General features: G+C 72.6%; 22 protein-coding genes. 10 read left to right on the top strand and 12 right to left on the bottom strand.

Features of this window, described 5'->3' with window-relative positions; translation table 11 throughout:
* Positions 1-63 precede the first annotated feature (63 nt).
* Both BUE43_RS02905 and BUE43_RS02900 read right to left on the bottom strand, forming a co-directional pair.
* Positions 64-3,204, bottom strand: a complete 3,141-nt coding sequence (locus BUE43_RS02905) for an ATP-binding protein (RefSeq protein ID WP_073479726.1) — start codon at positions 3,202-3,204, stop codon at positions 64-66.
* 113 nt (positions 3,205-3,317) lie between these two features.
* Complete coding sequence (locus BUE43_RS02900) at positions 3,318-4,502, bottom strand: MFS transporter (RefSeq protein ID WP_073479725.1); 1,185 nt, start codon at positions 4,500-4,502, stop codon at positions 3,318-3,320.
* Between the two features lie 86 nt (positions 4,503-4,588).
* On the opposite strand from BUE43_RS02900, the gene BUE43_RS02895 reads away from it, so the two are divergent.
* A complete protein-coding gene (locus BUE43_RS02895; protein WP_073479724.1) occupies positions 4,589-5,044 on the top strand; it encodes a winged helix-turn-helix transcriptional regulator in 456 nt (151 codons plus the stop codon).
* 133 nt (positions 5,045-5,177) lie between these two features.
* Here the strand turns inward: BUE43_RS02895 and BUE43_RS02890 are convergent, their stop codons facing one another.
* Positions 5,178-5,960, bottom strand: coding sequence for an MBL fold metallo-hydrolase (locus BUE43_RS02890; protein WP_073479723.1), 783 nt, complete (start codon positions 5,958-5,960; stop codon positions 5,178-5,180).
* Between the two features lie 92 nt (positions 5,961-6,052).
* Between BUE43_RS02890 and BUE43_RS02885 the strand changes: the two genes are divergently transcribed.
* Positions 6,053-6,655 carry a TetR/AcrR family transcriptional regulator gene (locus tag BUE43_RS02885; protein ID WP_073479722.1) on the top strand — a complete coding sequence of 201 codons (603 nt, stop codon included), beginning with the start codon at positions 6,053-6,055 and terminating at the stop codon, positions 6,653-6,655.
* A gap of 125 nt (positions 6,656-6,780) precedes the next feature.
* Here BUE43_RS02885 and dnaB read toward each other — a convergent pair whose 3' ends face one another.
* From dnaB to BUE43_RS02855, 6 genes are all read right to left on the bottom strand, one after another.
* A complete protein-coding gene (gene dnaB, locus BUE43_RS02880) occupies positions 6,781-8,175 on the bottom strand; it encodes a replicative DNA helicase (protein WP_073480223.1) in 1,395 nt (464 codons plus the stop codon).
* 471 nt (positions 8,176-8,646) lie between these two features.
* The gene (gene rplI, locus BUE43_RS02875) at positions 8,647-9,099 is read right to left on the bottom strand and encodes a 50S ribosomal protein L9 (protein WP_073479721.1); all 453 of its coding nucleotides are present in this window, start codon (positions 9,097-9,099) and stop codon (positions 8,647-8,649) included.
* A 26-nt stretch (positions 9,100-9,125) separates the two neighbouring features.
* Complete coding sequence (gene rpsR, locus BUE43_RS02870) at positions 9,126-9,362, bottom strand: 30S ribosomal protein S18 (protein WP_073479720.1); 237 nt, start codon at positions 9,360-9,362, stop codon at positions 9,126-9,128.
* Between the two features lie 93 nt (positions 9,363-9,455).
* Positions 9,456-9,941 carry a single-stranded DNA-binding protein gene (locus BUE43_RS02865; RefSeq protein ID WP_073479719.1) on the bottom strand — a complete coding sequence of 162 codons (486 nt, stop codon included), beginning with the start codon at positions 9,939-9,941 and terminating at the stop codon, positions 9,456-9,458.
* A 23-nt stretch (positions 9,942-9,964) separates the two neighbouring features.
* The gene (gene rpsF, locus BUE43_RS02860) at positions 9,965-10,267 is read right to left on the bottom strand and encodes a 30S ribosomal protein S6 (protein WP_073480222.1); all 303 of its coding nucleotides are present in this window, start codon (positions 10,265-10,267) and stop codon (positions 9,965-9,967) included.
* A 401-nt stretch (positions 10,268-10,668) separates the two neighbouring features.
* On the bottom strand, positions 10,669-11,679 hold the full coding sequence (locus BUE43_RS02855) for a hypothetical protein (protein WP_073479718.1): 1,011 nt from the start codon (positions 11,677-11,679) through the stop codon (positions 10,669-10,671).
* Positions 11,680-11,826: 147 nt separating this feature from the next.
* On the opposite strand from BUE43_RS02855, the gene BUE43_RS02850 reads away from it, so the two are divergent.
* The 3 genes from BUE43_RS02850 to BUE43_RS02840 all read left to right on the top strand — a co-directional run bounded on the left by BUE43_RS02850 (position 11,827) and on the right by BUE43_RS02840 (position 14,595).
* Entirely contained in the window at positions 11,827-12,597 is a 771-nt protein-coding gene (locus tag BUE43_RS02850) for a deoxyribonuclease IV (protein ID WP_073479717.1), read from the top strand.
* A 79-nt stretch (positions 12,598-12,676) separates the two neighbouring features.
* Positions 12,677-14,095, top strand: coding sequence for a hypothetical protein (locus BUE43_RS02845; RefSeq protein WP_073480221.1), 1,419 nt, complete (start codon positions 12,677-12,679; stop codon positions 14,093-14,095).
* Positions 14,096-14,130: 35 nt separating this feature from the next.
* Positions 14,131-14,595, top strand: coding sequence for a hypothetical protein (locus BUE43_RS02840; protein WP_143173911.1), 465 nt, complete (start codon positions 14,131-14,133; stop codon positions 14,593-14,595).
* Positions 14,596-14,725: 130 nt separating this feature from the next.
* On the opposite strand, the gene BUE43_RS02835 is transcribed toward BUE43_RS02840, so the two are convergent.
* Complete coding sequence (locus BUE43_RS02835; protein ID WP_073479715.1) at positions 14,726-16,315, bottom strand: glycosyltransferase family 87 protein; 1,590 nt, start codon at positions 16,313-16,315, stop codon at positions 14,726-14,728.
* Between the two features lie 123 nt (positions 16,316-16,438).
* On the opposite strand from BUE43_RS02835, the gene BUE43_RS02830 reads away from it, so the two are divergent.
* Positions 16,439-16,789 (top strand): nuclear transport factor 2 family protein, encoded by a 351-nt coding sequence (locus tag BUE43_RS02830; RefSeq protein WP_073479714.1) that lies wholly within the window; start codon positions 16,439-16,441, stop codon positions 16,787-16,789.
* 55 nt (positions 16,790-16,844) lie between these two features.
* On the opposite strand, the gene BUE43_RS02825 is transcribed toward BUE43_RS02830, so the two are convergent.
* On the bottom strand, positions 16,845-19,313 hold the full coding sequence (locus tag BUE43_RS02825; RefSeq protein WP_159447680.1) for a transglycosylase domain-containing protein: 2,469 nt from the start codon (positions 19,311-19,313) through the stop codon (positions 16,845-16,847).
* A gap of 649 nt (positions 19,314-19,962) precedes the next feature.
* Positions 19,963-20,367, bottom strand: a complete 405-nt coding sequence (locus tag BUE43_RS02820; protein ID WP_200797344.1) for a DUF5318 domain-containing protein — start codon at positions 20,365-20,367, stop codon at positions 19,963-19,965.
* A 178-nt stretch (positions 20,368-20,545) separates the two neighbouring features.
* Between BUE43_RS02820 and BUE43_RS02815 the strand changes: the two genes are divergently transcribed.
* From BUE43_RS02815 to BUE43_RS02800, 4 genes are all read left to right on the top strand, one after another.
* Entirely contained in the window at positions 20,546-21,097 is a 552-nt protein-coding gene (locus tag BUE43_RS02815; protein WP_073479712.1) for a PadR family transcriptional regulator, read from the top strand.
* 57 nt (positions 21,098-21,154) lie between these two features.
* The gene (locus BUE43_RS02810; RefSeq protein ID WP_073479711.1) at positions 21,155-22,246 is read left to right on the top strand and encodes an inositol-3-phosphate synthase; all 1,092 of its coding nucleotides are present in this window, start codon (positions 21,155-21,157) and stop codon (positions 22,244-22,246) included.
* 144 nt (positions 22,247-22,390) lie between these two features.
* A complete protein-coding gene (locus BUE43_RS02805) occupies positions 22,391-22,864 on the top strand; it encodes a MarR family winged helix-turn-helix transcriptional regulator (RefSeq protein ID WP_234995497.1) in 474 nt (157 codons plus the stop codon).
* Complete coding sequence (locus BUE43_RS02800) at positions 22,861-24,114, top strand: MFS transporter (RefSeq protein WP_073479710.1); 1,254 nt, start codon at positions 22,861-22,863, stop codon at positions 24,112-24,114. The genes BUE43_RS02805 and BUE43_RS02800 overlap by 4 nt, the downstream gene beginning before the upstream one ends.
* Positions 24,115-24,139 lie beyond the last annotated feature (25 nt).

Genomic DNA, 24,139 nt, shown 5'->3' with positions numbered 1-24,139 from the left:
TCGCCGTCCTCACCCGGTGTCTGGGGATCGCGCTCGTCGAGTACCTGTGGGCCTCCGCCGCGGTCAGGAAGCGAGCGTGGCCGCGACCAACTCGCGCCAGTTCGCCCGCGTGCCCTCCCGCGTCGCCTCGCTGAACCGCTCGTCGCCGAGACGACGCCGCGCGGCCTGCTCGATCCGGGCCACGTCGGGTTGGGAACAGTCCGTCAGGCCGCGCGCGCTCGTGCTCGCCGCGAGCAGCCGCGCGGCCTGCTCGTCCTGTTCGCGACGCAGCGCCAGGTCCGCGATCCCGACGAGCACCTGGGCGATCGTGAGCGCGTGCCCCGACTCGGCCGCTGCCGCGACGGCCGCGGCTCGGTGCTCGCGGGCCTCGTCGAGATCCGCCGCGAGGTAGCCGAGCAGGTCCCGTGTCAGGGCGCGGAGGGGCGCCCGCTCGGCCTCGTCGCCCAGCAGCGCTGTCGCGACGTCGAGCTGCCGGCGCGCCCGCTCGGCGTCGCCGTTCCACCGCGCGAGCTCCGCCTTCGCCAGGGCCAGCTCGACCAGCGCCTCCGCCCAGGCGACCCGTTCCGCGTGCCGCTGCGCCTCGACCAGGGCGACCGCGCTCGACTCCTGGTCGCCCGACAACCAGTACAGCTGTGCCTGCCGCGACCGCATGCGCACGAGATCCTCGGTGGCGCCGACCTCGGTGACGACCGTGATCGCCTGCTCGTAGTACTCGCAAGCGCGGGCGAAGTCGCCGCGCACGGTGACGCGCTCCGCCAGCTCGGTCAGGGCGAACGACATCCCCCACCGCTCGCCGAGCTCGCGGAACTCGGCGAGCGCCGCCTCGAGGTACGCGTCCGCGTCCCGGCCGCCGTGGCCGAAGTTGATCCGCATCTTGCCGAGCTGCAGCCGGGCCAGGGCGCGGACCCAGGGATCCTCGTCGGCGGTCAGCGGTTCGAAGGCGGACAGGGCCTCGTCCGGCCGGCGCAGCAGGAGTTCCATCGCGGCGGCGAGCTTCAGCGCCGGGTGGCGGACCCGAACGCGCTGGCTGATGTCGTACGCCCTGCGGATCCACTCCTCCGCCTGGTACTGGTCGTTGCCCCGCCCGGAGGTCATGAACCCCGTGACGAACGCGTAGACCACGCCCTGGATCTCGTCGGGCACCTCGCCCGGCAGGGCGGCGGCCGCCATGATCAGCTCGTGGCCCTCCGCCTTGTGCCCGCCGAGCCACCAGTACCAGCCGGCGGCCGCGGCGAGCCGCATCGCCCCGTGCGCCTCGCCGGCCGCGAGCGCGCCCCGCATCGCGGCGGCGATGTTGTCGCTCTCGGCGTCCAGCGTGGCGAGCCATTCCAGTTGCTCGGCGCGCCGGAGGTGCGGCTCCGCGGTTTCGGCGAGCTCGGTGAAGTGCGCGAGATGCGCGCGGCGCGCCAGCTCCGCCTCCCCCGCCTCCGCGAGCCGGTGCCCGGCGTACTCCTTGATCGTGCCCAGCATCCGGTAGCGCGGCGCGCCGTCGCCCTCGGTGACCACCAACGACTTCTCCGTCAGCGCGGTCAGCAGCTCAAGCACCTGATCCGCCTCGACCGCCCCGCCCGCGCAGACCCGCTCGGCCGCCTCCAGGCTCGCCCCGCCGGAGAACACCGAGAGCCTGCGCAGGACCACCCGTTCGGCGTCGGTGAGCAGCTCCCAGCTCCAGTCGATCACCGCGCGCAGCGTCCGGTGCCGCGGCAGCGCGGTGCGGCTACCGCCGGTCAGCAGGCGGAATCGGTCGTCGAGCCGGTTGGCGAGCTGCTCCAGGGACATGGTGCGCAGCCTGGCCGCGGCGAGTTCGATGGCCAGCGGCATCCCGTCCAGCGCCCGGCAGACGCGCGCCATGGTCGACAACACGGGGGCGTCGACCGCGAGGTCCCTGCGCACCGCGCCGGCTCGGTCCCGCAGGAGCTGGACGGCCGGAGAGGCCTCGATCTCGCCGGGGTCGGCGTCCTCCGCGGGCAGGGCCAACGGCTCCACCAGCCACAGCGCCTCCCCGGTGATGCCGAGCGGCTCCCTGCTCGTCGCGAGGATCCGCAGCCGCTGGCACTCCCCGAGCACCTGGTGGGCGAACGCCGCCGCCGACTCGATCACGTGCTCGCAGTTGTCCAGGATCAGCAGCGTCTCTCGCTCGCGGACCGCGGCGATGACCCGGTCCGTCGGGTTCGCGTCCGAACCCGTGCCGAGCAGCGCGTCCCGCAGGCCGAGCGAGGCGAGCGTCGCCTGCGCCACGTCGCCGTCGGCGCCGATGGCCGCGAGCTCGACCAGCCGGGCCCCGTCGGGCAGCTCGCCGAGCAGCGTGCGCGCGGTCTCCGCGGCCAGCCGGGTCTTCCCCGAGCCGCCCGGCCCGATCAGGGTGGTGAGCCGGTGCCCGACGACGAGGTCGCGGACCGCGGCGACGTCGGCGTCCTTGCCGACGAAGCTGGTCAGCTCGGCGCGCAGGTTGGTCTTCCGGTCCTCCTCCCGCGGTCCCAACTCGCCCCGCAGCAGCGCGACGTGCAGCGCGGACAGCTCCGGTGAGGGGTCCACGCCCAGCGCGTCGGCCAGGGCTTCTCGCGCGCGCTGGTAGACGAGCAGCGCGTCGGTGTTGCGACCGGCCGCGACGAGGGCGCGCATCAGCGCGGCGACCAGCCGTTCCCGCACCGGGTGCGCGGCCACCAGGTCGGTCAGCTCCGTGACCAGCTCGGCGCCGTAGCCGAGGCTGATCTCCGCGTCGAACCGGTCCTCCACGGCGGTCAGACGGAGCCCTTCGAGCCGGGTGACCGCCGCGTCGAACGCCGCGCTGTCCGGCAGGTCGACGTCCTGCATGGCCGCACCGCGCCACAGGGCAAGGGCCTCGCGCAGCAGCCGCACCCGCCCCGGCTCCGCGTCGTTGCCGGCCTGGGCGACGAGGCGCTCGAACCGCACGGCGTCGACGGCGTCCGGGTCCACCGCCAACCGGTAGCCGTTCGGCTGGCCGTCGACCGCTCCTTCCGGCAGCACCTTCCGCAGCCGGGAAACCAGGCGCTGCAAGGCGTTCGTCGCGTCGGACGGCGGGTTCTCACCCCAGATCCAGTCGACCAGCGTCGCCTTCGGGACCACACGACCGGGTTCGAGCGCGAGGGCGATCAGCAGCGCGCGCAGCCGGGAGCCCGGCACGCCCGCCGTGACGCCGTCGTCCGTCTGGACCTCGAACGGCCCCAGCATCCCGATCCGCACCCCGGCAATTCTGCACTGGGCGGTGGAGAGGACGTGGCGTCGGTGTCGTCCGCGCCCCAGCTGTCACTTCCCGGCCGGCTCCAGCGGGTTGGAGTTCGTGCGATGCCTTGTAGTCACACACGGCTGGTCGCAGCCGACCGCCACTTCCTCAGCAGTCGGCTGTCCGCCGCCCAGACGGCCAGCGCGCAGGCCGCGAACCCAGCCCCGAGGAGACTGGAGCCCGCCCAGCCGTGGGCGGTGAAGATCGCGGTGGTCGCGGCCGCGCCGAGGGCGGAGCCGAGCGAGTAGAAGACCATGTAGCCGCCGACGACGCCGCTGGTGCGCTCCGGGTGCGCGGCGGTGAGCACGTGCTGGTTGCTCACGTGCACGGCCTGGACCGCGAAGTCGAGAACCACGATTCCGACGGCGAGGAGCCAGAGCGAGCGCGGAAGCTGCGCGATCGCTGCCCACGAGAGGATCAGCAGGGTGAGCGCGAGGCCGGTGACCGGGGCCGCCCGGCCCGCGTCCGCCCACCGGCCGGCGCGGGCCGCGCCGAGCGCGCCGGCGAGTCCGGCGACGCCGAACAGCCCGACCTGGCTCTCGCCCAGCTGCCACGGCGGGTTCGCCAGCGGCAGGGACAGCCCGCTCCACAGGGTTCCGAACGAGGCGAACAGGAAGAACGCGACGAGCCCGCGCGCCAGGAAGACGCGCTGCCCGAACAGGCCGCCGAGCGCGACGACGGCCCGTCGGTACCCCGCGGGTGGGGTGGGGCGTTCCTCTGCCGGCAGCGCGACGAGGACGAGGGCCGCGAGCCCGAGTGACAGCACCGCGAGCGCGACGTAGACGCTCCGCCAGCCCCACACCTCGGCGAGCGCGCCGGTGACGACCCGCGCGCCCAGGATGCCGACCACGACGCCCGAGGTCACGACGCCGATGTTCCGTCCGCGTTCGGCAGGCGGCGAGACCGACGCGGCGTAGGCCACCGCGGTCTGCACCACGACCGCGAACACCCCCGCCGCCGCGAGCCCCGCGAACGCCACCCACGCGGCTGACGCCGAGGCCGTGAGGGTCGCGCCCACTGCGGTGAGCGCCAGGTGCGCGGCGATGAGTCGGCGCCTGTCGACCACATCGCCGAGCGGCACCAGCAGCACCAGCCCCGCCAGGTAGCCGACCTGGCCGGTCGCGACGATCCACCCGGTGAGCACCGGCGGCAGCCCGAGATCACGGCCCATCGGCTCCAGAACCGGCTGCGCTGCGTAGATGCTCGCCACAGCGACGCCGCACACCACCGCGAGCAGCAGCCGCCGCCACCCGTCCATCGTGCCTCACTCCCAATCAGTAGCAAATCGCAACCGATTGGACCGTACGGCATGATGGTTTCAATCAGCAACTCATTGGAGCTGTCATGTCCCCCGCCACGGGCGCCTCGAACCCCGACTGGACCGACCCCGACTGCCCGGTCGCCCGCACGCTCGACCTCGTCGGCGACCGGTGGAGCCTCCTCGTCATCCGCGACGCGATGGACGGGGCGCGGACGTTCACCGAGTTCCAGCGACGCACCGGCATCGCGCGCAACATCCTCACCGACCGCCTCCGCAAGCTCGTCGCCCACGGCCTCCTCGGCCAGCGCGCCGCGCCGTCGGGCCGCCGCCAGGAATACGTGCTCACCGACGCTGGCCGCGATCTCTTCCCCGTCATCCTCACCCTGCGACAGTGGGGAGAACGCCACGCCTTCGCCCCCGGAGAGAGCCACTCCACCCTGGTCGACCAGAACGGCGTTCCGGTGCCGGAGATCGCGCCGACCAGTGCCGACGGCGCTCTCCTCGGCGTCGACACCACCCACGTGCAGAAGATTCGATAGAACGCACCGCGGTGCCTTCAGCCCGCACAGACACCTCGCCACCCACGCGTTCGATGGCAATTCTTCGTGATGGCGCCATCGATCGGCCCTGTCCTATTGCTGCCCGAGTCCGTTTGCAGAGCGGGGCATCGGGTCACGTGGCCAGGTCCAGCCATTCCCCGACGGCCAGCACGTGCGCGCGCCGTCCGGCGTGCGTCCGGAACTCCTTCTCCGGGTCGGACACCTCGACGTAGCCCGCGGTCTTGTCCGGCTGCTCCGCCTCGTAGTGCATCGGCACCGCGTACCGGGCGCCGAGGAGCTCCGCGGCCGCGCCGGCCTGCCTCGGGTCCATCGCGGCGGGCAGTGGGCTCGGCGGCCGCAGGTGCGGCACGTCGACCACCGCGCCGTTGGCGGGCAGGAACACCGCGTCGAACGGGCTGAACCGGCGCGCGATGAGCCACCAGTAGCCGTGGAACAGCGTGTCGCCGCCGTGGAGGACCCGCTGTCCGTCGGCCTGCACCACCCAGTTCAGCTGAGGGTCGCCCAGCCCGTCGACGGCGGGGACCGCGGTGACGCGGAACGGCCCGAGGTCGCGGGTGGACCAGGCGTCCACGACCTCGGTGGCCAGTCGGCGCAGGGCCAGTTCGCGCTCGACCAGCAGTGTCATCACGTTGTCCACGTCGTCGCCGTGTCCGGGCGCTGGTCGGAGCACCGGTGCTCCCGGTGCCAGCACGTCCGCGAGCGCGGCCACGTCGGTGTGGTCCCGGTGCAGGTGGGTGACCAGCGCGGCGGCGACCGTCCCGCTCGGGGTCGCCAGCCCTTCGCCGGGCTTCCAGCCCGTGAACACCGGTGAGAGGTCCCGCACGTAGTCGATCACCAGCCGCGTGCCGCCGGCTTCGAGCTCCAGTCCGGCCCAGCCCAGTCGTCGCACCCGCATCTCGCACTCCTTCGCCTCCGGGGGTGGCGACAGGTTTAGCGTACGAACGTTCACTGAATCAATAGCGAACGTGCGTACGCTATCCTCGTCGCATGTCACCGCGACGCTCAGCGGCCGAGGCGCAGGCCACCAGGGGCCGGATCCTCGGCCGGGCCGCCGAGATCGCCTCCGAGGAAGGACTGGACGGCATCACCATCGGCCGGCTCGCCGAGGAGTTGGCGATGAGCAAGTCCGGGGTGCACAAGCACTTCGGCACCAAGGAGACGCTGCAGATCTCCACGCTGGACAAGGCGTTCGTGGACTTCTGGCACCGGGTGGTCGAGCCCGCGCTGGCCGAGCCGCCGGGTCTGCGGCGGCTGCGCGCGGTGTGCGCCAACTCCGTGGACTACCTGGAAACGCCGCTGTTGCCCGGCGGCTGCCTGATGACCGCGGCGCTCAGCGAGTACGACGGCCGCCCCGGCCGGGTCCGCGACGCGGTGGCCGAGGTGTGGTCGCGCTGGCGGGAACAGCTTCGGGCGGACCTGGCCGCGGCGGTGGAGAACGGCGAGTTGCCCGCCGGGTTCGACGTCGACCAGGCGTTGTTCGAGATCGTCGCCGCCGGGCTGGCGCTGAACGCGGCCATGCAGCTCCAGCACGACCGGGCGGCCGCGGGCCGGGCCCGCCGCGCGATCGAACGGGCCCTGGACCAGTCCTGACCGCACGCCGGACTAACCCGCCCGACTCTTTCCCCGAGTACTACGGGGTTACTACGGGGCCTCGTTCAGGCGGTGCGGCCAGCGGCTTCGCAGGCGGCACCGATGGCTGGCTGGCGGAACGGGTGTCAGCCCTGGGCGAGGTCGGTGAAGCGGCTGTAGTGGAGCTGGTGGGCCACGGTGATCGTGGCCGTCGGACCCGCACGGTGCTTGGCCAGGATCAGGTCCGCCTCACCCATCCGCGGGTCGTCGCGCTCCCACGCGTCCGGCCGGTGGATCAGGATGACCATGTCGGCGTCCTGCTCCAGCGAGCCGGACTCCCGCAGGTCGGCCAGCATCGGGCGCTTGTCCGTCCGCTGCTCGGGGCCACGGTTGAGCTGCGAGATCGCGATGACCGGGACCTCCAGCTCCTTCGCGAGCAGCTTCAGGTTCCTGGAGAACTCCGAGACCTCCTGCTGCCGCGACTCGACGCGCTTGCCGGAGGTGAGCAGCTGCATGTAGTCGACGACCACGAGCTTGAGGTCGTGCCGCTGCTTGAGCCGGCGCGCCTTCGCCCTGATCTCCATCATCGTCAGGTTCGGCGAGTCGTCGACGAACAGCGGCGCCTCGCTGATCTCGCTCATCCGCCGCGCCAGCCGGGTCCAGTCGTCGTCGCTCATCCGGCCGGAGCGCATGTCGGCGAGCCGGATCCTGGCCTCGGCGGAGAGCATGCGCATCACGATCTCGATGCGGCTCATCTCCAGCGAGAAGATCACGCTGGCCATGCCGTGCCGGATGGAGCACGACCGCGCGAAGTCCAGCCCCAGGGTCGACTTGCCGACACCGGGCCGGGCCGCGACGATGATCATCTGTCCCGGGTGCAGGCCGTTGGTGACCGCGTCGAGGTCGGTGAAGCCGGTCGGGATGCCCAGCGAGACGCCGCCGCGCGAGGCGATCGCGTCGATCTCGTCCATCGTGGGCTGGAGCAGGTCCTCGAGCGCGACGTAGTCCTCGCTGGTCCGCCGCTCGGTCACCTCGTAGATCGCGGACTGCGCGCGGTCGACGACCTCGTCGATGTCCGCGCCGTCCTGGCCGTGGTAGCCGAGCTGCACGATCCGCGTGCCCGCCTCGACCAGCCGGCGCAGCACGGCCTTCTCGGCCACGATCTCGGCGTAGTAGCCGGCGTTCGCCGCGGTCGGCACGGTGGCGATGAGGGTGTGCATGTACGGCGCGCCGCCGACCCGCAGCAGCTCGCCGCGGCGCTCCAGCTCGGCCGAGACGGTGATCGCGTCGGCGGGCTCGCCCCGGCCGTAGAGGTCGAGGACGCAGTCGTAGATCGCCTGGTGCGCCGGGCGGTAGAAGTCGCCGGGACGCAGCACCTCGACGACGTCGGCGATGGCGTCCTTGCTCAGCATCATGCCGCCGAGCACCGACTGCTCCGCGGCCAGGTCCTGCGGGGGCATCCGCTCGGCCCCGGCCGCGAACCCGGCGTCGCCCGGCCCTCCGGAGGGGCCGCGCGCTCCGCGGTCGTCCGGCAGCGCCACCGCGTCAACACCTCCCAGCTCGTCGTGGCAGTCCCGGCGCGCCCCCACCGACGGTCCACGGCGGCCCGCTGGGCGGGCGGCGGACGGACACAACGAGCGAGGACGCTAGGTCGCCGCGCCGCAGCGGGCAACCGCGCCTGTGGATCAACTTGGGGACAGCCCTGTTGATGGACCGGGGCGGCTGACCACAGGCCGGCGTAGGCCTGTGGACAACCTGTGGGCAACTTGCGCCTCGCTGGACGTCAGCGCAGGTCAGAGCCTGTGGGCAAGCTGTGGAAGAAATGACACCGAACGGGTCCGGCGTGTCTGGTGTGACAGCCCGCGCGGCGTGTCGGGAACCTGCCGTCACAAGGTCGCGTTCGCGTCCCGGTGGGCGCGAACAGACGGACGCGCCGCCCATCCGGTTGATCGGGTCGATCGAATGGACGGCGCGTCCGCCGCGTGCCTCGACGGCGGGCCGAGCCGTGCGGCTCAGGCCGAGGTGATGTCCAGCTGGACGGTCACCGTGACCTCCGGGTGCAACCGGATGCTGGCCTGGTGCTTGCCCAGCGTCTTGATGTGGCCGGACAGCTCCACGGTGCGCTTGTCCAGCAGCGGGCCACCGGCGGCCTTGATGGCCGACACGATGTCGCTGTTGGTCACCGAGCCGAACAGCTTGCCGGAGCCCTCGGCCGCCTTGGCCCTCAGCGCGACCGCGCCCAGGCCCTCCAGGCGGCCCTTGACCTCCTTGGCGTGGTCCAGGTCGCGGATGCGCCGCGACTCCTGGGCCCGCCGGATGGTGTCCACCTGCTTCTGCGCGCCCCGGGAGGCCACGATGGCCAGCCCGCGCGGCAGCAGGTAGTTACGGCCGTAGCCGTCCTTGACCTCGACGACGTCGCCCGGACCGCCGAGGCCGCTCACGTCAGCGGTGAGGATGAGCTTCATGACTCTCGTCTCCCCTCGTCAGTGGGTCAGCGGGCGGTGGACGTGTAGGGCAGCAGCGCCATCTCGCGGGCGTTCTTCACCGCGGTGGCCACGTCGCGCTGGTGCTGGCTGCAGTTGCCGGTCACCCGGCGGGCACGGATCTTGCCGCGGTCGGAGATGAACTTCCGCAGCAGGGTGGTGTCCTTGTAGTCGATCAGCTGCGCGCTGTCCTTGCAGAACACGCAGACCTTCTTCTTCGGCTTGCGCGCGGGCGGCTTAGCCATGTTGGGTCGTCCTCCTGGACTACGACGCGGTTGTACCTGGTCTGGGTAGGCCGGCCGAGGGCACGGACCAGGCCGCCGGATCGGGAGAACCGATCAGAACGGCGGCTCGTCGCTGTACCCGGCGGGACCGGCGGGCGGGGCGGAGTTCCACGGATCGTCGACGGGCCCGGAGCTGGAGGGGCCGCCGAAGCCGCCGCCCCCACCGCCGCCGCCGCGACTGACCTTGTTGACCTTGGCCGTCGCGTACCGCAGCGAGGGGCCGATCTCGTCGACCTCCAGCTCGATGACCGTGCGCTTCTCCCCTTCGCGGGTCTCGAAGGAGCGCTGGCGCAGCCGGCCGGTCACGATCACCCGCATGCCCCTGGTGAGGGACTCGGCGACGTTCTCGGCTGCCTGGCGCCAGATGTTGCAGCGCAGGAACAGCGCCTCGCCGTCCTTCCACTCGCCGCTCTGGCGGTCGAAGGTGCGGGGTGTGGAGGCCACCGTGAAGCTGGCCACCGCTGCCCCGGACTGGGTGAAGCGGAGTTCCGGGTCGGCGGTCAGGTTCCCGACCACCGTGATCGTCGTCTCACCAGCCATCGTGGTGGCTCCTCACCGGCCGGTCAGGCCTTGGCGCGGGTGTCCTCGCGGCGCAGGACCTTGGTCCGCAGCACCGTCTCCTGCAGGCCCAGCTGGCGGTCGAGCTCCTTGACCGCGTCCGGGGCGCAGTTGACGTCGATCACCGCGTAGATGCCCTCGCCGCGCTTGGCGATCTCGTAGGACAGCCGCCGTCGACCCCAGACGTCGACCTTCTCCACGTTCCCGCCGGACTCGCGGATGACGTTGAGGAAGGTGTCCAGCGACGGAGCGACAGTGCGCTCGTCCAGGGACGGGTCGAGAATGACCATCACCTCGTAGTGACGCATGAAGACCACCACCTCCTGTGGGCTCACGGCCACGGTCTTTCCGTGGCAGGAGGGTCGTCGCGTCAGCAACCGCGCCAGAGTAGCAACAGGTCGGCTACCAGCCGAATCGGGTGACCTGGTGCACCCCACGTCCGAGGAGCGGACACCGACGCGTCGTGACGCTTCGTGTGCGGGCTGCGTCCGAACGAGGAGTGGCGGTTCGGGGCGCGGCTCGCGCCTGTGGACAGGTGGGCGGAGTTGTCCACAGTCACCCGAAATTATCCACAGCGCAGCGTGAACGCCTTGGACGCTCCGTAGTCGGCTACTAGGCTGGACGTGGGCTCGCCCCCCAGGGCGGGTGGGGGCTGTCCTGGGAGAGGGTCGGGCGGAAGCGCTGCCGCGGCCCGGTCCTCACGGGCAGGTCAGTCGAGGGCGCGGCGTTGGGCGAGGCGGCGCACCAGGCCCGCCGTCACCACCGCCAGGGACAGCACCGCGAGCACGACCGGTGTGCCGACGCGGCCCAGCGGGCTCGCGGGCAGCGCGTCGGCCCGTCCCGCCCTCGTCGCGCTGTCGTCCGTTGAGTGGCCTGCTCCGTCGCCGTCCCGCCGCGGGGACAACCCGGGGCCCGATCCGCGTGCGTCCCGCGAAGACGACCACAGGTCGGACGGGAGGCCCGAGTGGTCCCGGAGCGACGGGCGGCCGAAGTCCCACCGCGCCAGGCCGGAACGCACCAGATCGGAATGGGTCGGGTCGGGCGGTGCGGCCTTGCGCTCGTCACCGGCTCCGCCGGGCGCCGCCTGCGGCGGAGGCTGTTGCGCGACGGGCCCGTCCGGGACTGACCGCCCTCCGGGGGTGCCCGGCTTGGGTTGCTGGGGCTGTTGGGGCGGTGGTTGCTTCGGCGCGGGCTGTTGGTCGCCTCCGGGACCAGGGCCGACCACCTGCTTCGCCGCGTCGGCGACCGCCTTGGCGCCGTCCTGGACCGGAGCCACCGCCGCGTTCACCGCGTGGAGCGTGATCCCGCACATCCCGGTCAACAGGTCGGAGGTCCTCGTCGAGAGCTGGGCGATCACCGGTCCGAGCAGGGGGATGCCGTGCAACCGCGCCACCACGGCCTGGGCGACCTGGCCGCCGCTGATGACCTGGCCGCCACCGGCCGGGACCGCCCCGAGCGGGATCGGGGGGAGCGCGCGGATCGCCGAGTCGGCCGGCTCGGCGAGCAGGAAGCCGCCGGGAAGCGCCCGGACGAGGTCCACGACGGGCGCCGCGACCGCACCCGGGCTCAGCGACACCGGCTGGCCGGGCGCGCCGGTCACGGTCGTCGCGCAACTGCCCAGCACGATCGGCTCCGCGGCCTGGGCGGAGGCCGCGCCGGCGACCGCCGCTCCGGCGGCCATGGCGGCCGCCGCGGCGACCCGCGTCCACCGTCGCGCCATCGCGTCCTCCCCCCCTACTGGGCGGTAACCCCGGTCGTGGTCGAGACCGTACGCGCCCCAGGTGACACGCGCCATACTTTCGGGCGTGTCACAGACACGCGTGGTGACGCTGCACCGCCGAATCTCGTTACTACTACCCTCGACGTCATGCGCATCGGGGCCCACGTCGGCGTCGACGACCCGCTCGGCGCCGCGGAGCAGCGCGGCGCCGAAGTGGTCCAGTTCTTCCTCTCCAACCCGCAGAGCTGGACGGCGGCCCAGCCGCACCCCCAGTCCGAGGCACTGCGGGCCGCCGACATCGAGATCTTCGTCCACGCGCCCTACGTGGTGAACGTGGCTTCGCTCAACAACCGCGTCCGCATCCCGTCCCGCAAGGCGGTCGTGCAGCAGGCGGGGGTGGCGGCGCAGGTCGGCGCGTCCGGGCTGATCGTGCACGGCGGCCACGTCACCAAGGGCGACGACCCCACCGAGGGCGTCGCCAACTGGCGGAAGCTGTTCGAGCGCCAGGCCGACGCCGGGGGGTTCCCGGTGCCGATCCTGATCGAGAACACCGCCGGCGGCGACAACGCCATGGCCAGGCGGTTCGACATGCTGGCCAGGCTGTGGGACGCGGTCGGCGAGTTCGACGCCGGGTTCTGCCTGGACACCTGCCACGCGCACGCCGCCGGCGAGGAGCTGCTCGGCATCGTGGACCGGGTCAAGGCGATCACCGGCCGGATCGACCTGGTCCACCTCAACGACTCGCGGGACGACTTCGGCTCGTCCAGGGACCGGCACGCCAACATCGGCGCCGGCACCATCGAGCCGGACCTGCTGGTCGCCGTGGTCGCCGCGGCGGGCGCGCCGGTCGTGGTGGAGACACCGGGCGAGGGGCAGACCGAGGACATCACGTTCCTGCGCGAGAAGCTCGGCGGCTGACCTCGTGCCCGCCCGGCCGGCGACCGACGGCGCCACCGGAACCGCTGAGGCCCCGCCCCGACCGGACCCGGAGGTGCTGGTGCCGGAGGAGAACGGGCGCCCGGCCCGGACCGGCCGGGCGCTCCGGTTCGGCCGGGCCGCGCTGGCCGCGCTCGTCCTGCTGTGCGGGCTGACGCTCCTCGCGGGCTACGCCAACAAGGACCGCTGCACCGGACCCGAGTTCAACGAGTGGGGCCGCAGCGAGCCGGACTACCAGAAGCGGATCTACGGCGACTTCTGCTACTCCGACATCCAGCACCTGTGGATCGGCCGGGACATCGACCGGCACGTCTTCCCGTACCTGCACGGCGGCATCACCGAGAAGGGTGAACTGTTCGGCGGGTCGATCGAGTACCCGGTGCTGACCGGCGTGCTGGTCTGGCTGGGCGCCCTCGGCGCGCGGGACGACGCCGGGTTCCTGCTCGGGTCGGCCCTGGTGATGGCGCCGTTCGGGCTGCTGACGGCCTGGTTGCTGGGCCGGTTGTCGCGGTGGCGCGCGTTGCTGTGGGCGGTGTCGCCACCGCTGGTGCTGTACGCCTTCCACAACTGGGACCTGCCGGTCGTGGCCTGCGCGGTGGCCGCCGTGTACGTGCTGCACCGGGGGTGGGGCCGCGCTGGCGCGGGGCTCCCGCTCGTCTCCCGGGCGACGGCCGCGTCGGTGCTGCTGGCGCTCGGGTTCGCCTTCAAGCTCTACCCCGGCGCGTTCGTGGCGCCGCTGGCCCTCTACGTGCTCGCGGGTGGCGGGCGGACGGCGAGCGGTGAGCGGGAGATCCCGCAGGGGAGCAGGGCGCAGGCGGCCGTCCGGGTGGTGCTGGCGGCGGTGGTCACCGTGGTGGTGGTCAACCTGCCGTTCGCCCTGTTCGGTTACGAGGGCTGGCGCGCGTCGTTCACCTTCCAGCAGTTGCGGCAGGTCGACGTCACCACGAACTCGATCTGGTTCTGGGGCTTCCGACCGTTCTCCGACCCGGCGAACCCGGACTTCCAGGCGATGGTCGACTGGCTGTCGCCGACCCTGGTGCTCGCGTCGTTCCTGGTCGCCTGCCTCGTGGGCTGGCGGCGGTTCCGCGTCGAGGGCGTCTACCCGTGGGTGCAGGTCAGCGCCGCGATGCTGTGCGGCTTCCTGCTGCTGCACAAGGTGCACTCCCCGCAGTACACGCTCTGGCTGGTGCCGTTCCTCGTGCTGGTCAGGGTGCGCTGGGGATGGGTCCTGGCCTACTTCGCGGCCGACCTGGCCATGGGCGTGGGCATCTTCCGCTGGTACTACGCGATCGTGGTCGGCGCGCCGTCCGGCGTCTACGACGGCTTCGCCGCGCAGGCCGTGATGATCGGCGTCTGGGGCAGGGCGGCCCTGCTGGCCGGCCTGTTCGTGGCCTTCCTGGCCGCGGACTCCACCGTCGACGGCCGGATCGGCGTCGGAGCGCTACCGTCGGGACGACGCGTTCCGCTGCCCGCGGGCTAGCCGCCCGGTCGGGCCAGGGAGCCCGGAGGTGCGACATGCCCGCTGCACCGGTGCTGCGGGGTCTGCAGTCCATGGCGTTCGCGTTCGCCGGGGCGTGCGTCCTGGTCGCCGTGATCGCGGTCGGCGGGGTCTACCCGGGGGTGGGGCTGCGCTTCGACCCGGCCGCGCTGCTGCCCCTCGTCGTCGCGGCCGCCGACCTCCTGCTGGTGACGTTGCTGGAGCGGCAGGCGCCCCCGGCGAACGCCGCGGAGCCCGAGGGCGCCGCCCACCTGCTGCGCACCACGGCGCTGGCGCGGATGGCGTTCGCGGAGGCGCCCACGCTGGTGGGCTTCGTCCTGGTGTTCGTGTTGTCCGACACGGTGCTGCCCGTCGTGCTCGGACTGCTGGGCAGCCTCCTGCTGTTCGCGGTGTGGTGGCCCGGCGAGCGGCTGGTGGCGGCGGTGCGGCGGCGCGTGGAGCCGATCGGCGGCGGCCCTGCGCTGAACGAGGCCCTGCGGTGAACCAGGCTCGGCGGTGAACCAGGCGCTCGCCGTTGAACCAAGCGCTCGGCGTTGAGCGAGGTCTGAGTGGAACCAGGCCCTGCGTGAACCAGAACCTGGGCTCGGCGGAGCCCCCGACGGGACGGCCGGGCTAGGGCGCTGGTGCGGACGCGGACGTCCCGACCGCCGGCGGTTCGCCGGGCGCGGTCGGCCGGCGGAGCACGACGCGGTCCTCGGCGCCCTCCAGCACGCCGCCGCACGGGTCGTCGTCGCCGGCCTGGCGCACCAGGTCCGTCTCGGGGCGGTGGATCTCCCGCAGGACGAGCACGCACAGCAGCACCACGAAGGCGTCCCGCAGCACCACCGCGCCGAGGAACCAGTCCGGCGGCAGGCCCTTGTTGTCCGGCCCGAGGTAGAAGAACATGCGGGGCGCCCAGACGAGGGCGTCGACGGCCATCCAGGCCAGCAGCAGCCGCCAGCGGGGCAACGCGAGCACGGCGAGCGGGACGAGCCACAACGAGTACTGCGGGCTCCACACCTTGTTGGTCAGCAGGAACGCCGCGACCACGAGGAAGCCGAGCTGCGCCAGCCGGGGCCGGCGCGGGGCGGACAGGCCCACCCAGGCGATGCCCGCGCAGCAGGCGACGAAGAGCAGGGCGCTGACCGCGTTGAGCACGGTCGGCGTCTGCCCCGGCTGGAGCGGGCCGTCCAACCCCGGCCAGCCGGTGAAGTAGGAGATGACGTTGTAGAGCGAGTCCGGGTCGGCGCCCCGCTCGGAGTTCAGCCGGAAGAACTCGCGCCAGCCGTCGGGGTAGAGCAGCGCCAGCGGCGCGTTCACGGCCGCCCACGTCGCGACCGCGGTCACTGTGGTCCGCAGTCCCTCCCGAGTCCGCCCCGCGCGGACGCAGAGCACGAGCAGCGGGCCGAGCAGGAACAGCGGGTAGAGCTTGGCCGCGCCACCGATGCCCAGCAGCAGACCGGCCACCACCGGCTTGCGACGGGCCCACGCCAGGAGCCCGGCGGCGGCGCACGCGGTGGCCAACGCGTCGAAGTTGGTGAAGGCGTGCACGACCACCAGCGGGGAGACCGCCACGAGCGCCGCGTCCCAGGTCCGTCGGCGGGCCAGCCGCGCCACGCCCCACACCGTGACGACCCAGGCCAGGCCCAGCCACAACGCGGTGAAGTCGAAGTAGACGACCACGGGCAGCGCCCCCGGGAGCCAGCCGGTGCGCGCCACCGCCAGCCAGCCGTGCGCGAGCTGGGCGTTGACCCACTGGAACAGCCCGGTGAGCACCGGGTACTCCATGTACCGCACCTGGTCGCGGTCGCCCTGCTTCTCCACCCACGAGTCGCGGTACGGGAACGCGCCCTGGTCCAGCCGCTCGGCCGTGTACAGCGGAACGGTGTCCGAGTAGCACATCGCCACGTACTGGCGGCTGCCGCCCCAGTCGAGTTCGAGCTGGCCGGAGCTGGAGCGGTGCTCCTGGACGCACGGCGACTTGGCCAGCCAGCCCAGCGCCAGGGTCAGGGTGGCCAGCAGCAACACCACGCGCAGCGGGGTCCAGAACCAGTGCCGGCCGACCACCGCGTGCCGGCCGAGCGGGCCACCGAACGGCCGGCTGGCCCGCCGCGCCAGGGGTTCGGTCCAGGTGGGCACGACCCGCTCGGCCGGGGTCAGCGAGCCGGTGTCCGAGACCGGATCGACGCCCGGGGGAGTGATCGACGACTGCGGGCTGGGCACGGCCGGATGCTACGGCGTCCGGCGTCGGCGCGGTGTGTGCCTCGGCCGTGCCGGCCCCGCGCCCAAGTCGCACCGGCGTCCCGCTCTCCCGCGCGCCGCGCCGCGAGGGACCAGACTGGCGGCATGGAGATCGATGCTGGGGATCCGAAGGCCGTCGCGGTCGTGCAACGGCAGCTCGACGCCTACAACGCCCACGACCTGGACGCGTTCTGCGCCACGTACCACCCGGCGGTGGTGATCGAGGACGGCTTCGGGCAGGTCGTGCTGACCGGCATGGCGGAGCTGCGGCGGTCCTACGCGGACCGCTTCGCCCGCCCCGACCTGCACGCCGAGCTCGTCGGGCGGCTCGCGGTCGGGCCGTGGGTGGTGGACCAGGAGCGGGTGACCGGGCTGGAGGTCGAGCCGGTGCACGCCATCGCCAGCTACCTGGTGCGGGACGGGGTGATCGTCCGGGTGCGGATGGTGCGGGGCTGAGCGGGGAGAGGCCGAGGGCCGGCCACCGTGTCGGTGGCCGGCCCTCGCCAGCTCGTCACCAGCCCTCTTCCGGCGGTTTCGGCGTCCGGTCCCGGTCGGGTAGCCGGCCGCCGCCGTGGTTCGGGTTGGGCGGGACCGGCTCCTCCCCGTCGCTGCTGCGCGGAGGCTTGCGGCCCGGGCTGCTCGTCGGGTTGGCGCTGGACGTGGGGTTGGCGGGCGTCTGGGAGGAGGGCGGCGGAGTGGAGGACGTGGGGTTGCTGGGCGTCGTCTCGTCCTTGTCGTCCTTCTTCGGCGGCGAGGGCGGCGGGGGCGGGTCCGCCCTGCCGATCGCCTTGAAGCTGGAGAACTTCTCCACCTGCTTGTCGGCGAGGTAGGCGTTCATGTAGTCCCGCCAGATCACGCCGGGCAGGTGCTTGCCGTAGATGTCCTCCAGCCGCCCGGTCTGCGGGTTCCGCCACTTGATCGGCAGGGTCTTGTCGGTGCCCACCCACACCGTGGTGGAGACCTGCGGGGTGTAGCCCGCCATCCAGGCGTCCGAGTTGCGGTCGCTGTTCTCGATGCCGTGCGTGCCGGACTTCGCGGCGACCGGCCGGTTGCCCTTCAGCGGCAGGCCCGAGCTCTGGGCCACCTGGAGCATCGACTCGGTGGCGTTCCTGGCGATCTGCTGGTTCTTGTCGGCGGACGGGTCGAACGCCGGCTCGATCTGGTCGATGAACTGGTGCACCACCGTGCCGTCCTGCTTGACCAGCTTCTGCAGGAAGTGGGTCTTGTGCTTCGTTCCCTCCGCCGCGAGCGTGTTGAACGCGGTGGCCAGGTCGATCGGGTGGACGGGGTACTGGCCGAGGGCGATACCGGCCCCCACGACGCCGTCCTGCGCGGCGAGGACCTCCGTCTTCTCGTACTTCTGGGGGATGCCCGCCTCGTAGGCCGCCTTGGCGACGTTCTTGAGGCCGACGTCGACCGCCATGTTCACGAAGGCGGTGTTGATGGAGAGCTTCATCGCCTCCTTGACCGGGCAGTCCTTGCCGCAACGGTTGTCGTTGCCCGAGTTGCGGAACTGCGTGTTGCTGATCGTCTGCGGCGACGTTCCGTCGTACGTGCTGCCGATGCCCTTGCCCTGCTTGAGGCCGGCGATGGCGACGAAGGGCTTGAACGTGGAGCCGGGCGAGCGCAGACCCGCCCAGTTGTAGTCCATGCCCTTGCCGTCCTTGCTGCCGTAGTAGGCGATGACGGCGCCGGTCTTCGGGTCCAGGGAGACGACGGCGGTCCGGAGCTCCTCGGGCTGGCCGGCCATGTTCTTGGTGACGGCCTCCTCCAGCTGCTGCTGAGCCTTGGCGTCGATCGTCGTGATCACCTTCAGGCCCTGCTGCTGGATCTGCGGCCAGCCGAACTTCTCGGCCTCGGCCTTGGCCCGCCGCTGGATCTGCATCCGGGGCCCGTCGGCCATGCCCTGGGTCTGCCACTTGTCCGCGGTCTGCCAGGTGCCGGGGTACTGGATCTCGCCGCGCTTGCGGCCGTCGAGCCAGCCCTGCTCGTCCATGCGCTTGATGACGTAGTCCCAGCGCTCCTTGGCGCCGGCCAGGTCGACCTCGGGGTCCCACTGCGAGGGCATCTGGATGGCGCCGGCCAGCACCGCGCCCTCTTCCAGGGTGAGGTTCTTGACGTCCTTGCCGAAGTACGCCTTGGCCGCGGCCTGGATGCCCGAGGCGCCCCGGCCGAAGTAGATCGTGTTGAGGTAGCCCTCCAGGATCGTCCGCTTGTCGACCTGGTCGGACATCTTCTTGGCCAGGACGACCTCCCGGAACTTCCGGGTGTAGGTCTTCTCGTCCTTGCCGGTGGCCACCTTGATGTACTGCTGGGTGATGGTCGAGCCGCCACCCTCCTTGCCGCGGACCTGGCGCCAGACCGCGCCGGCGATGCCGCGGTAGCTGAAGCCGTCGTCCGACCAGAAGGTCGGGTTCTCCGCGGCCAGCACGGCGTTCTGCACGTGCTTCGGGATGTCGTCGAGCTTGACCTGGGTCCGGGCGCCGCCCTCGGGCTGGATCTTGCCCAGCTCGGTCTGGCCGTCCGAGTAGTAGAAGGTCACGGTCTGCTGCTGGTCCAGCGCGACCTGCTCCGGCTGTGGGATGTCCCACATCTGGTAGCCGACGAAGAACGCCACGATGGGGGCGATGAACCCGAGCGCGACCAGCACGTAGCAGGTGCGCCGCACGCGGCGCCAGATCTTCTTCCGCCGCATCCGGCGTTGCTCCCCTTCGGTCGGGGGAGCCTCGTCACCCTCGCCGTCGGGCTCGTCCGCGTGCGCGTGCGCGTGCTCGGCCAACGGCGGGCCGCCCGGCTCCCCCGGCAACGGCTCGTAGTGCGTGAGCAGCTCGGGTTCCCGCGGCTGGTCCTCGTGCAGCGGGGGCAGCAGGTTGGTCGGCTCCTCGGCCGGCTGGCGCGGCGGCAGCGGGCCACCGGGGCCGGGCATGCCGGGACGCGGACCGCCCGGCGGCGGGAAGGTGCCGCCAGGACCCCCGGGCATGCCGGGTCCACCGGGACCGCCCGGGCCGTTCATGGGCGGCCGGGGACCGCCAGGGCCGCCGGGCATGCCGGGACCCCCGGGCCGGGGGCCGCCCATCTGCGGCATGCCGGGTGGCGGGGTGTGCGGACCCGGGGGAGGGAAGCCGGGTGGCGGGGTGTTGGGGCCCTGGGCCGGCATCCCCCGCGGCGGCGTGCCCGGCCCCTGCCCCGGGACGCCGCGCGGCGGGGTCATCGGACCCTGCGGCGGCATGCCATGGGGCGGACCGGCCGGCGGCGGCGCGGGCTGGCCCGGCCACTGCGGCTCCGGCGACTGCTGGGGGGGCAGGGGGCGCTGGGGCTGCGCGGCCGGGCCGGCCGGGGGCCACTGCGGCGCGGGGGGCGGAGGCGGCGGCGGGGCCGACGACGCGGGGCCGCCCTGGCCGGAGCCCGCCGACGGGCCGTGGGCCGCGTCGCCATCCCAGTCGGGGCTCCAGTACCCGGTGCGCTCCGAATCGGGGTGGCCGCCACTGTCGCGGCCACCCCCCTGCGGTCGGTGGTCTCGCTCGTCGTTCACGAGTTGGGCCTCCCAGACCGGCGCCCAACAGGGGTCGCCGTTCGGTGGTGGTTCTCCGTGCGGTGCTCCGGCACCGACGTCGTCAGCCGGGGCTGGATCACTCGGCCGCGGTCCTCCGGCTCGACCGGCCGCCGCGCAGGCCGCGCTTCCCCAGGACGTATGACTGGACCAGATGGTTCCAGCTGCAGGTGCGGCAGACCTCGACCACGTAGACGGAGAACTCCTGGAACAGGGTCGCCATCTTCGCCAGTTCCTCGGTGCCGCGGGCCGAGCCCGAAGCGTGCTTGAGCTCGTCGCCGTAGACCCAGGAGACCAGGGTCAGCGGCTCCTTGCGGCACACCGGACAGGTCACCGCGCTCGGTTCGCCGTGGAACTTGGCCGCCCGCAGCAGGTACGGGCTCGCGTCGCAGACCTCCATCACCCCGACGCGGCCGGCGTAGACGTCCGCGAGCAGCGCACGGCGCTGCAACGCGTAGTCCACCACCTGCCGCTGGGTCCGCACGACCCCCAGCGTACGTGCAGTGCCGCCGCTGGCCATTGGGCTGTTCGGGGCAGCGTAACCCGCGCCACGATGGGGTCGGCGCGAACCGACCGGCCGGTTCGCGGTTCGCTGCGACATTCGGATGTATCGCGGCGATATAATCATCTGACCCGTTGCCGCTCGCTGTGAGGAGGTGCCCGTGCTCGAGCTCGCGATCCTCGGTCTGCTGCACGAGGCCCCGATGCACGGCTACGAGCTGCGCAAGCGGTTGCACATCCTGCTCGGCGCGTTCCGGGCGTTCTCCTACGGCTCGCTGTACCCGACCCTGCGTCGGATGCAGCGGGCCGGGTTGATCGCCGAGGAGGCCGACGTCGCGGAGCTGGCCGACCGGACGTGGGGACGGCGCGCGCGGCGCGTGTACCGGCTCACGGCCGAGGGCAAGGAGCGGTTCGCCGAGCTGCTGGCCAACGCGGGCCCGCAGACGTGGGAGGACGACCGGTTCGGCGTCCACATGGCGTTCTTCTCCAGGACCCCGGCCGACGTGCGGATGCGCATCCTGGAGGGTCGGCGACGACGGGTCGAGGAACGCCGCGAGGGGCTGCGGGCGGCGTTGGCCAGGGCCGGGGAGCAGATCGACCGCTACACGCGGGAGCTGCACCGGATGGGCCTGGAGAGCACTGAGCGCGAGGTGCGCTGGTTGAACGAGCTCATCGCGCGCGAGCAGGCCGAGCAACGGGACCGCGACGGGTGAGCGCGGACCGGGAACGCATGGACCGACACGTTGGAACTGAGTGAGGAGGACCCGGCCATGGGCGGAGACCGCCGCAGTGTTCGGGTGGCCATCGTCGGCGTGGGCAACTGCGCGGCGTCGCTGGTGCAGGGCGTCCATTACTACCGCGACGCCGACCCCGAGACGCGCGTGCCGGGCCTGATGCACGTGCGGTTCGGTGACTACCACGTGCGGGACGTGGAGTTCGTCGCCGCGTTCGACGTGGACGCGAAGAAGGTCGGGCGCGACCTGTCCGAGGCGATCGTGGCCAGCGAGAACAACACGATCAGGATCTGCGACGTGCCGCCGCTCGGGGTGCCCGTGCAGCGGGGCCACACCCTGGACGGCCTCGGCCGGTACTACCGGGAGACCATCGAGGAGTCCGACGAGGCTCCGGTCGACGTGGTCGCCGCGCTGCGGGAGGCCCAGGTCGACGTCCTGGTGTCCTACCTGCCGGTGGGCTCGGAGGACGCGGACCGCTTCTACGCGCAGTGCGCGATCGACGCGGGTGTGGCCTTCGTCAACGCGCTGCCGGTGTTCATCGCCTCGGACCCGGAGTGGGCGGAGAAGTTCCGCGCCGCCGGGGTGCCGATCGTGGGCGACGACATCAAGTCGCAGGTGGGCGCGACCATCACGCACCGGGTGATGGCCAAGCTGTTCGAGGACCGGGGCGTCGAGCTGGAGCGCACCATGCAGCTCAACGTCGGCGGCAACATGGACTTCAAGAACATGCTGGAGCGCGACCGGCTGGAGTCCAAGAAGATCTCCAAGACCCAGGCCGTCACCTCCCAGGTGGACCGCGACCTCGGTCGGCGCAACGTGCACATCGGCCCGTCCGACTACGTCGAGTGGCTGGACGACCGGAAGTGGGCGTACGTGCGGCTGGAGGGCCGGGCGTTCGGCGACGTGCCGCTGAACCTGGAGTACAAGCTGGAGGTCTGGGACTCGCCGAACTCGGCCGGCATCATCATCGACGCCATCCGCGCGGCGAAGATCGCCAAGGACCGCGGGATCGGCGGCCCGATCCTGTCGGCGTCCTCCTACTTCATGAAGTCGCCGCCGGAGCAGTACAGCGACGCGGAGGCCCGCGAGAAGGTGGAGCGGTTCATCAGCGGTGAGCTCGACCGCTGACCTCCGCCCCACCCGTTCGACCCCGAGGCGTGCCCGGGACCACCAGGTCCCGGGCACGCCTCTTTCGCGTTCCGGCGGGTGGTCGGGAGGGGGCGTGGCGGCTGTTACTTAGGTAGTCTAAGTAAATTTTGTTAGACTGGCTAAGTGACTGGAGACGACGGGATCGCCGAGCTCGCGCACCGACTGCGTCCGCTGGTCTTCCACCTCTACTACGTGGTGCGCAGGGAGACCCCGCAGTACCAGCTCACCCTGACCCAGGGGTCGGTGCTGGCCGCGTTGGCGCTGGACGGCCCGCGGCGGATGAGCGCCCTCGCCGAGCGGGAGGGCGTGCGGACGCCCTCGATGACCGACGTGGTCGCGCGCCTGGAGCGCCTCGGCCTGGTCCGGCGCGCCCCCGACCCCTCCGACGGGCGGGCGGTGATCGCCGCCGCCACCGACGAGGGGCGGCGGCTGATCGACGAGCTGGTGCGTGCCCGCGAGGAGTTCCTCCGCGAGCGGCTGGCCCGGCTCGACGCGGCCGACCGGACCGCGATCGCCGCCGCGCTGCCGGCCTTCGAACGCCTGCTGAACCCCGGTGACACCACCGGAACCGACGAGGAGGGAACGGACCACCGATGAGCGCTGGACACCACGTCAGGCTCCTGGACACCGTGAAGGGCCAGCCCAGAACGGTGTGGATCACCGCGTTCGCCGCGGTGATCGCGTTCGCCGGGATCGGCCTGGTCGACCCGATCCTCCTGTCGATCGCGGAGGCGCTGCACGCTGGCCCCTCGCAGGTCACGCTGCTCTTCTCGTCGTACCTGGGCGTGCAGGTGGTGGCGATGCTGCTCACCGGGGCCAGCACCGCCCGCTTCGGCGCCAAGCGCACGCTGGTCGGCGGCCTCGTGCTGATCGTGCTGGCCACCGCGGCCTGCGCGATGGCGAACTCCATCGGCGCGCTGGTCGGCCTGCGCGCGGTGTGGGGTCTGGGCAACGCGTTCTTCATCGCCACCGCGCTGTCGGTCATCGTCGGCGCCGCCACCGGCGGACAGCAGGGCGCGATCCTGCTCTACGAGGCGGCGCTCGGGCTCGGCATGTCCATCGGGCCGCTGCTCGGCGCCCTGCTGGGCTCGATCTCGTGGCGGGGCCCGTTCGCCGGCACCGCCGTGTTGATGGGGATCGCCCTGGTCCTCGCCGCGGGCTTCCTGCCCAGGGACCGCCAGGGAGGCGGGGCCGCGCAGCGGTCCGGCGGGGCCGGGCAGCGGCGTGGTGTGAGCGTGCTCGACCCGTTGCGGGCGCTGGGACACCGCGGCCTGCGCTGGACGGCGGTCGGCTCCGCCCTGTACACGGCGGCGTTCTTCGTCGTGCTCGCGTGGTCGCCGTTCGTGCTGCGGATGGGCGCGGTCGAGGTCGGCCTGGTCTTCTTCGGCTGGGGCCTGTGCGTCGCCGTGGCCGGCGTCCTGTTCGCCCCGCGGATGGCCGCCCGGTTCGGCGAGCGGCACGCCACCGTGCTGGCGGTGCTCGGCTACGCCGCGCTGCTGGCCGTGATGGCGGTCGACAGCCGGCCGGTGCTGGTGGTCGCGGTGATCGTGTCCGGCCTGGCGTCCGGCCTGCTCAACACCCTGTTCACCGGGACCGCGATGAGCATCAGCCCGGCGCCGCGCCCGGTGGCCAGCGCCGGCTACAACTTCTGCCGCTGGTTGGGCGGCGCGGTGGCGGCCACCCTGGTCGGCCACGTCGCCGAGTGGCTCGGCTGGGCGCACGCCCCGTTCCTGGTGGGCGCGGTGCTGTGCGTGGCGGCGGCCGCGGTCCTGGCCGCGGGCACCGCCCGCCGGCCCGACCCCCGGGCGCTGCCCGCGGAGGCGGCGCTGGTGGGCGAGGAGCTGTGAAGGAACTCTGACCCCGCCCGCGGGC

It is taken from the genome of Streptoalloteichus hindustanus (assembly GCF_900129375.1).
In the GTDB taxonomy this organism is placed as follows: Bacteria; Actinomycetota; Actinomycetes; order Mycobacteriales; family Pseudonocardiaceae; genus Streptoalloteichus; species Streptoalloteichus hindustanus.
Note: the sequence above shows the minus strand (reverse complement) of the source record. Positions and strands in the feature narration are given on the sequence as shown.

What these genes read in the sequence shown, in the direction of transcription:
- BUE43_RS02900 (WP_073479725.1), bottom strand. Translation starts at nt 4,502, where the DNA reads ATGGACGGGTGGCGGCGGCTGCTGCTCGCGGTGGTGTGCGGCGTCGCT.
- BUE43_RS02895 (WP_073479724.1), top strand. Translation starts at nt 4,589, where the DNA reads ATGTCCCCCGCCACGGGCGCCTCGAACCCCGACTGGACCGACCCCGAC.
- BUE43_RS02890 (WP_073479723.1), bottom strand. Translation starts at nt 5,960, where the DNA reads ATGCGGGTGCGACGACTGGGCTGGGCCGGACTGGAGCTCGAAGCCGGC.
- BUE43_RS02885 (WP_073479722.1), top strand. Translation starts at nt 6,053, where the DNA reads ATGTCACCGCGACGCTCAGCGGCCGAGGCGCAGGCCACCAGGGGCCGG.
- rplI (WP_073479721.1), bottom strand. Translation starts at nt 9,099, where the DNA reads ATGAAGCTCATCCTCACCGCTGACGTGAGCGGCCTCGGCGGTCCGGGC.
- rpsR (WP_073479720.1), bottom strand. Translation starts at nt 9,362, where the DNA reads ATGGCTAAGCCGCCCGCGCGCAAGCCGAAGAAGAAGGTCTGCGTGTTC.
- BUE43_RS02865 (WP_073479719.1), bottom strand. Translation starts at nt 9,941, where the DNA reads ATGGCTGGTGAGACGACGATCACGGTGGTCGGGAACCTGACCGCCGAC.
- rpsF (WP_073480222.1), bottom strand. Translation starts at nt 10,267, where the DNA reads ATGCGTCACTACGAGGTGATGGTCATTCTCGACCCGTCCCTGGACGAG.
- BUE43_RS02855 (WP_073479718.1), bottom strand. Translation starts at nt 11,679, where the DNA reads ATGGCGCGACGGTGGACGCGGGTCGCCGCGGCGGCCGCCATGGCCGCC.
- BUE43_RS02850 (WP_073479717.1), top strand. Translation starts at nt 11,827, where the DNA reads ATGCGCATCGGGGCCCACGTCGGCGTCGACGACCCGCTCGGCGCCGCG.
- BUE43_RS02840 (WP_143173911.1), top strand. Translation starts at nt 14,131, where the DNA reads ATGCCCGCTGCACCGGTGCTGCGGGGTCTGCAGTCCATGGCGTTCGCG.
- BUE43_RS02830 (WP_073479714.1), top strand. Translation starts at nt 16,439, where the DNA reads ATGGAGATCGATGCTGGGGATCCGAAGGCCGTCGCGGTCGTGCAACGG.
- BUE43_RS02825 (WP_159447680.1), bottom strand. Translation starts at nt 19,313, where the DNA reads ATGCCCGGGGGTCCTGGCGGCACCTTCCCGCCGCCGGGCGGTCCGCGT.
- BUE43_RS02810 (WP_073479711.1), top strand. Translation starts at nt 21,155, where the DNA reads ATGGGCGGAGACCGCCGCAGTGTTCGGGTGGCCATCGTCGGCGTGGGC.
- BUE43_RS02800 (WP_073479710.1), top strand. Translation starts at nt 22,861, where the DNA reads ATGAGCGCTGGACACCACGTCAGGCTCCTGGACACCGTGAAGGGCCAG.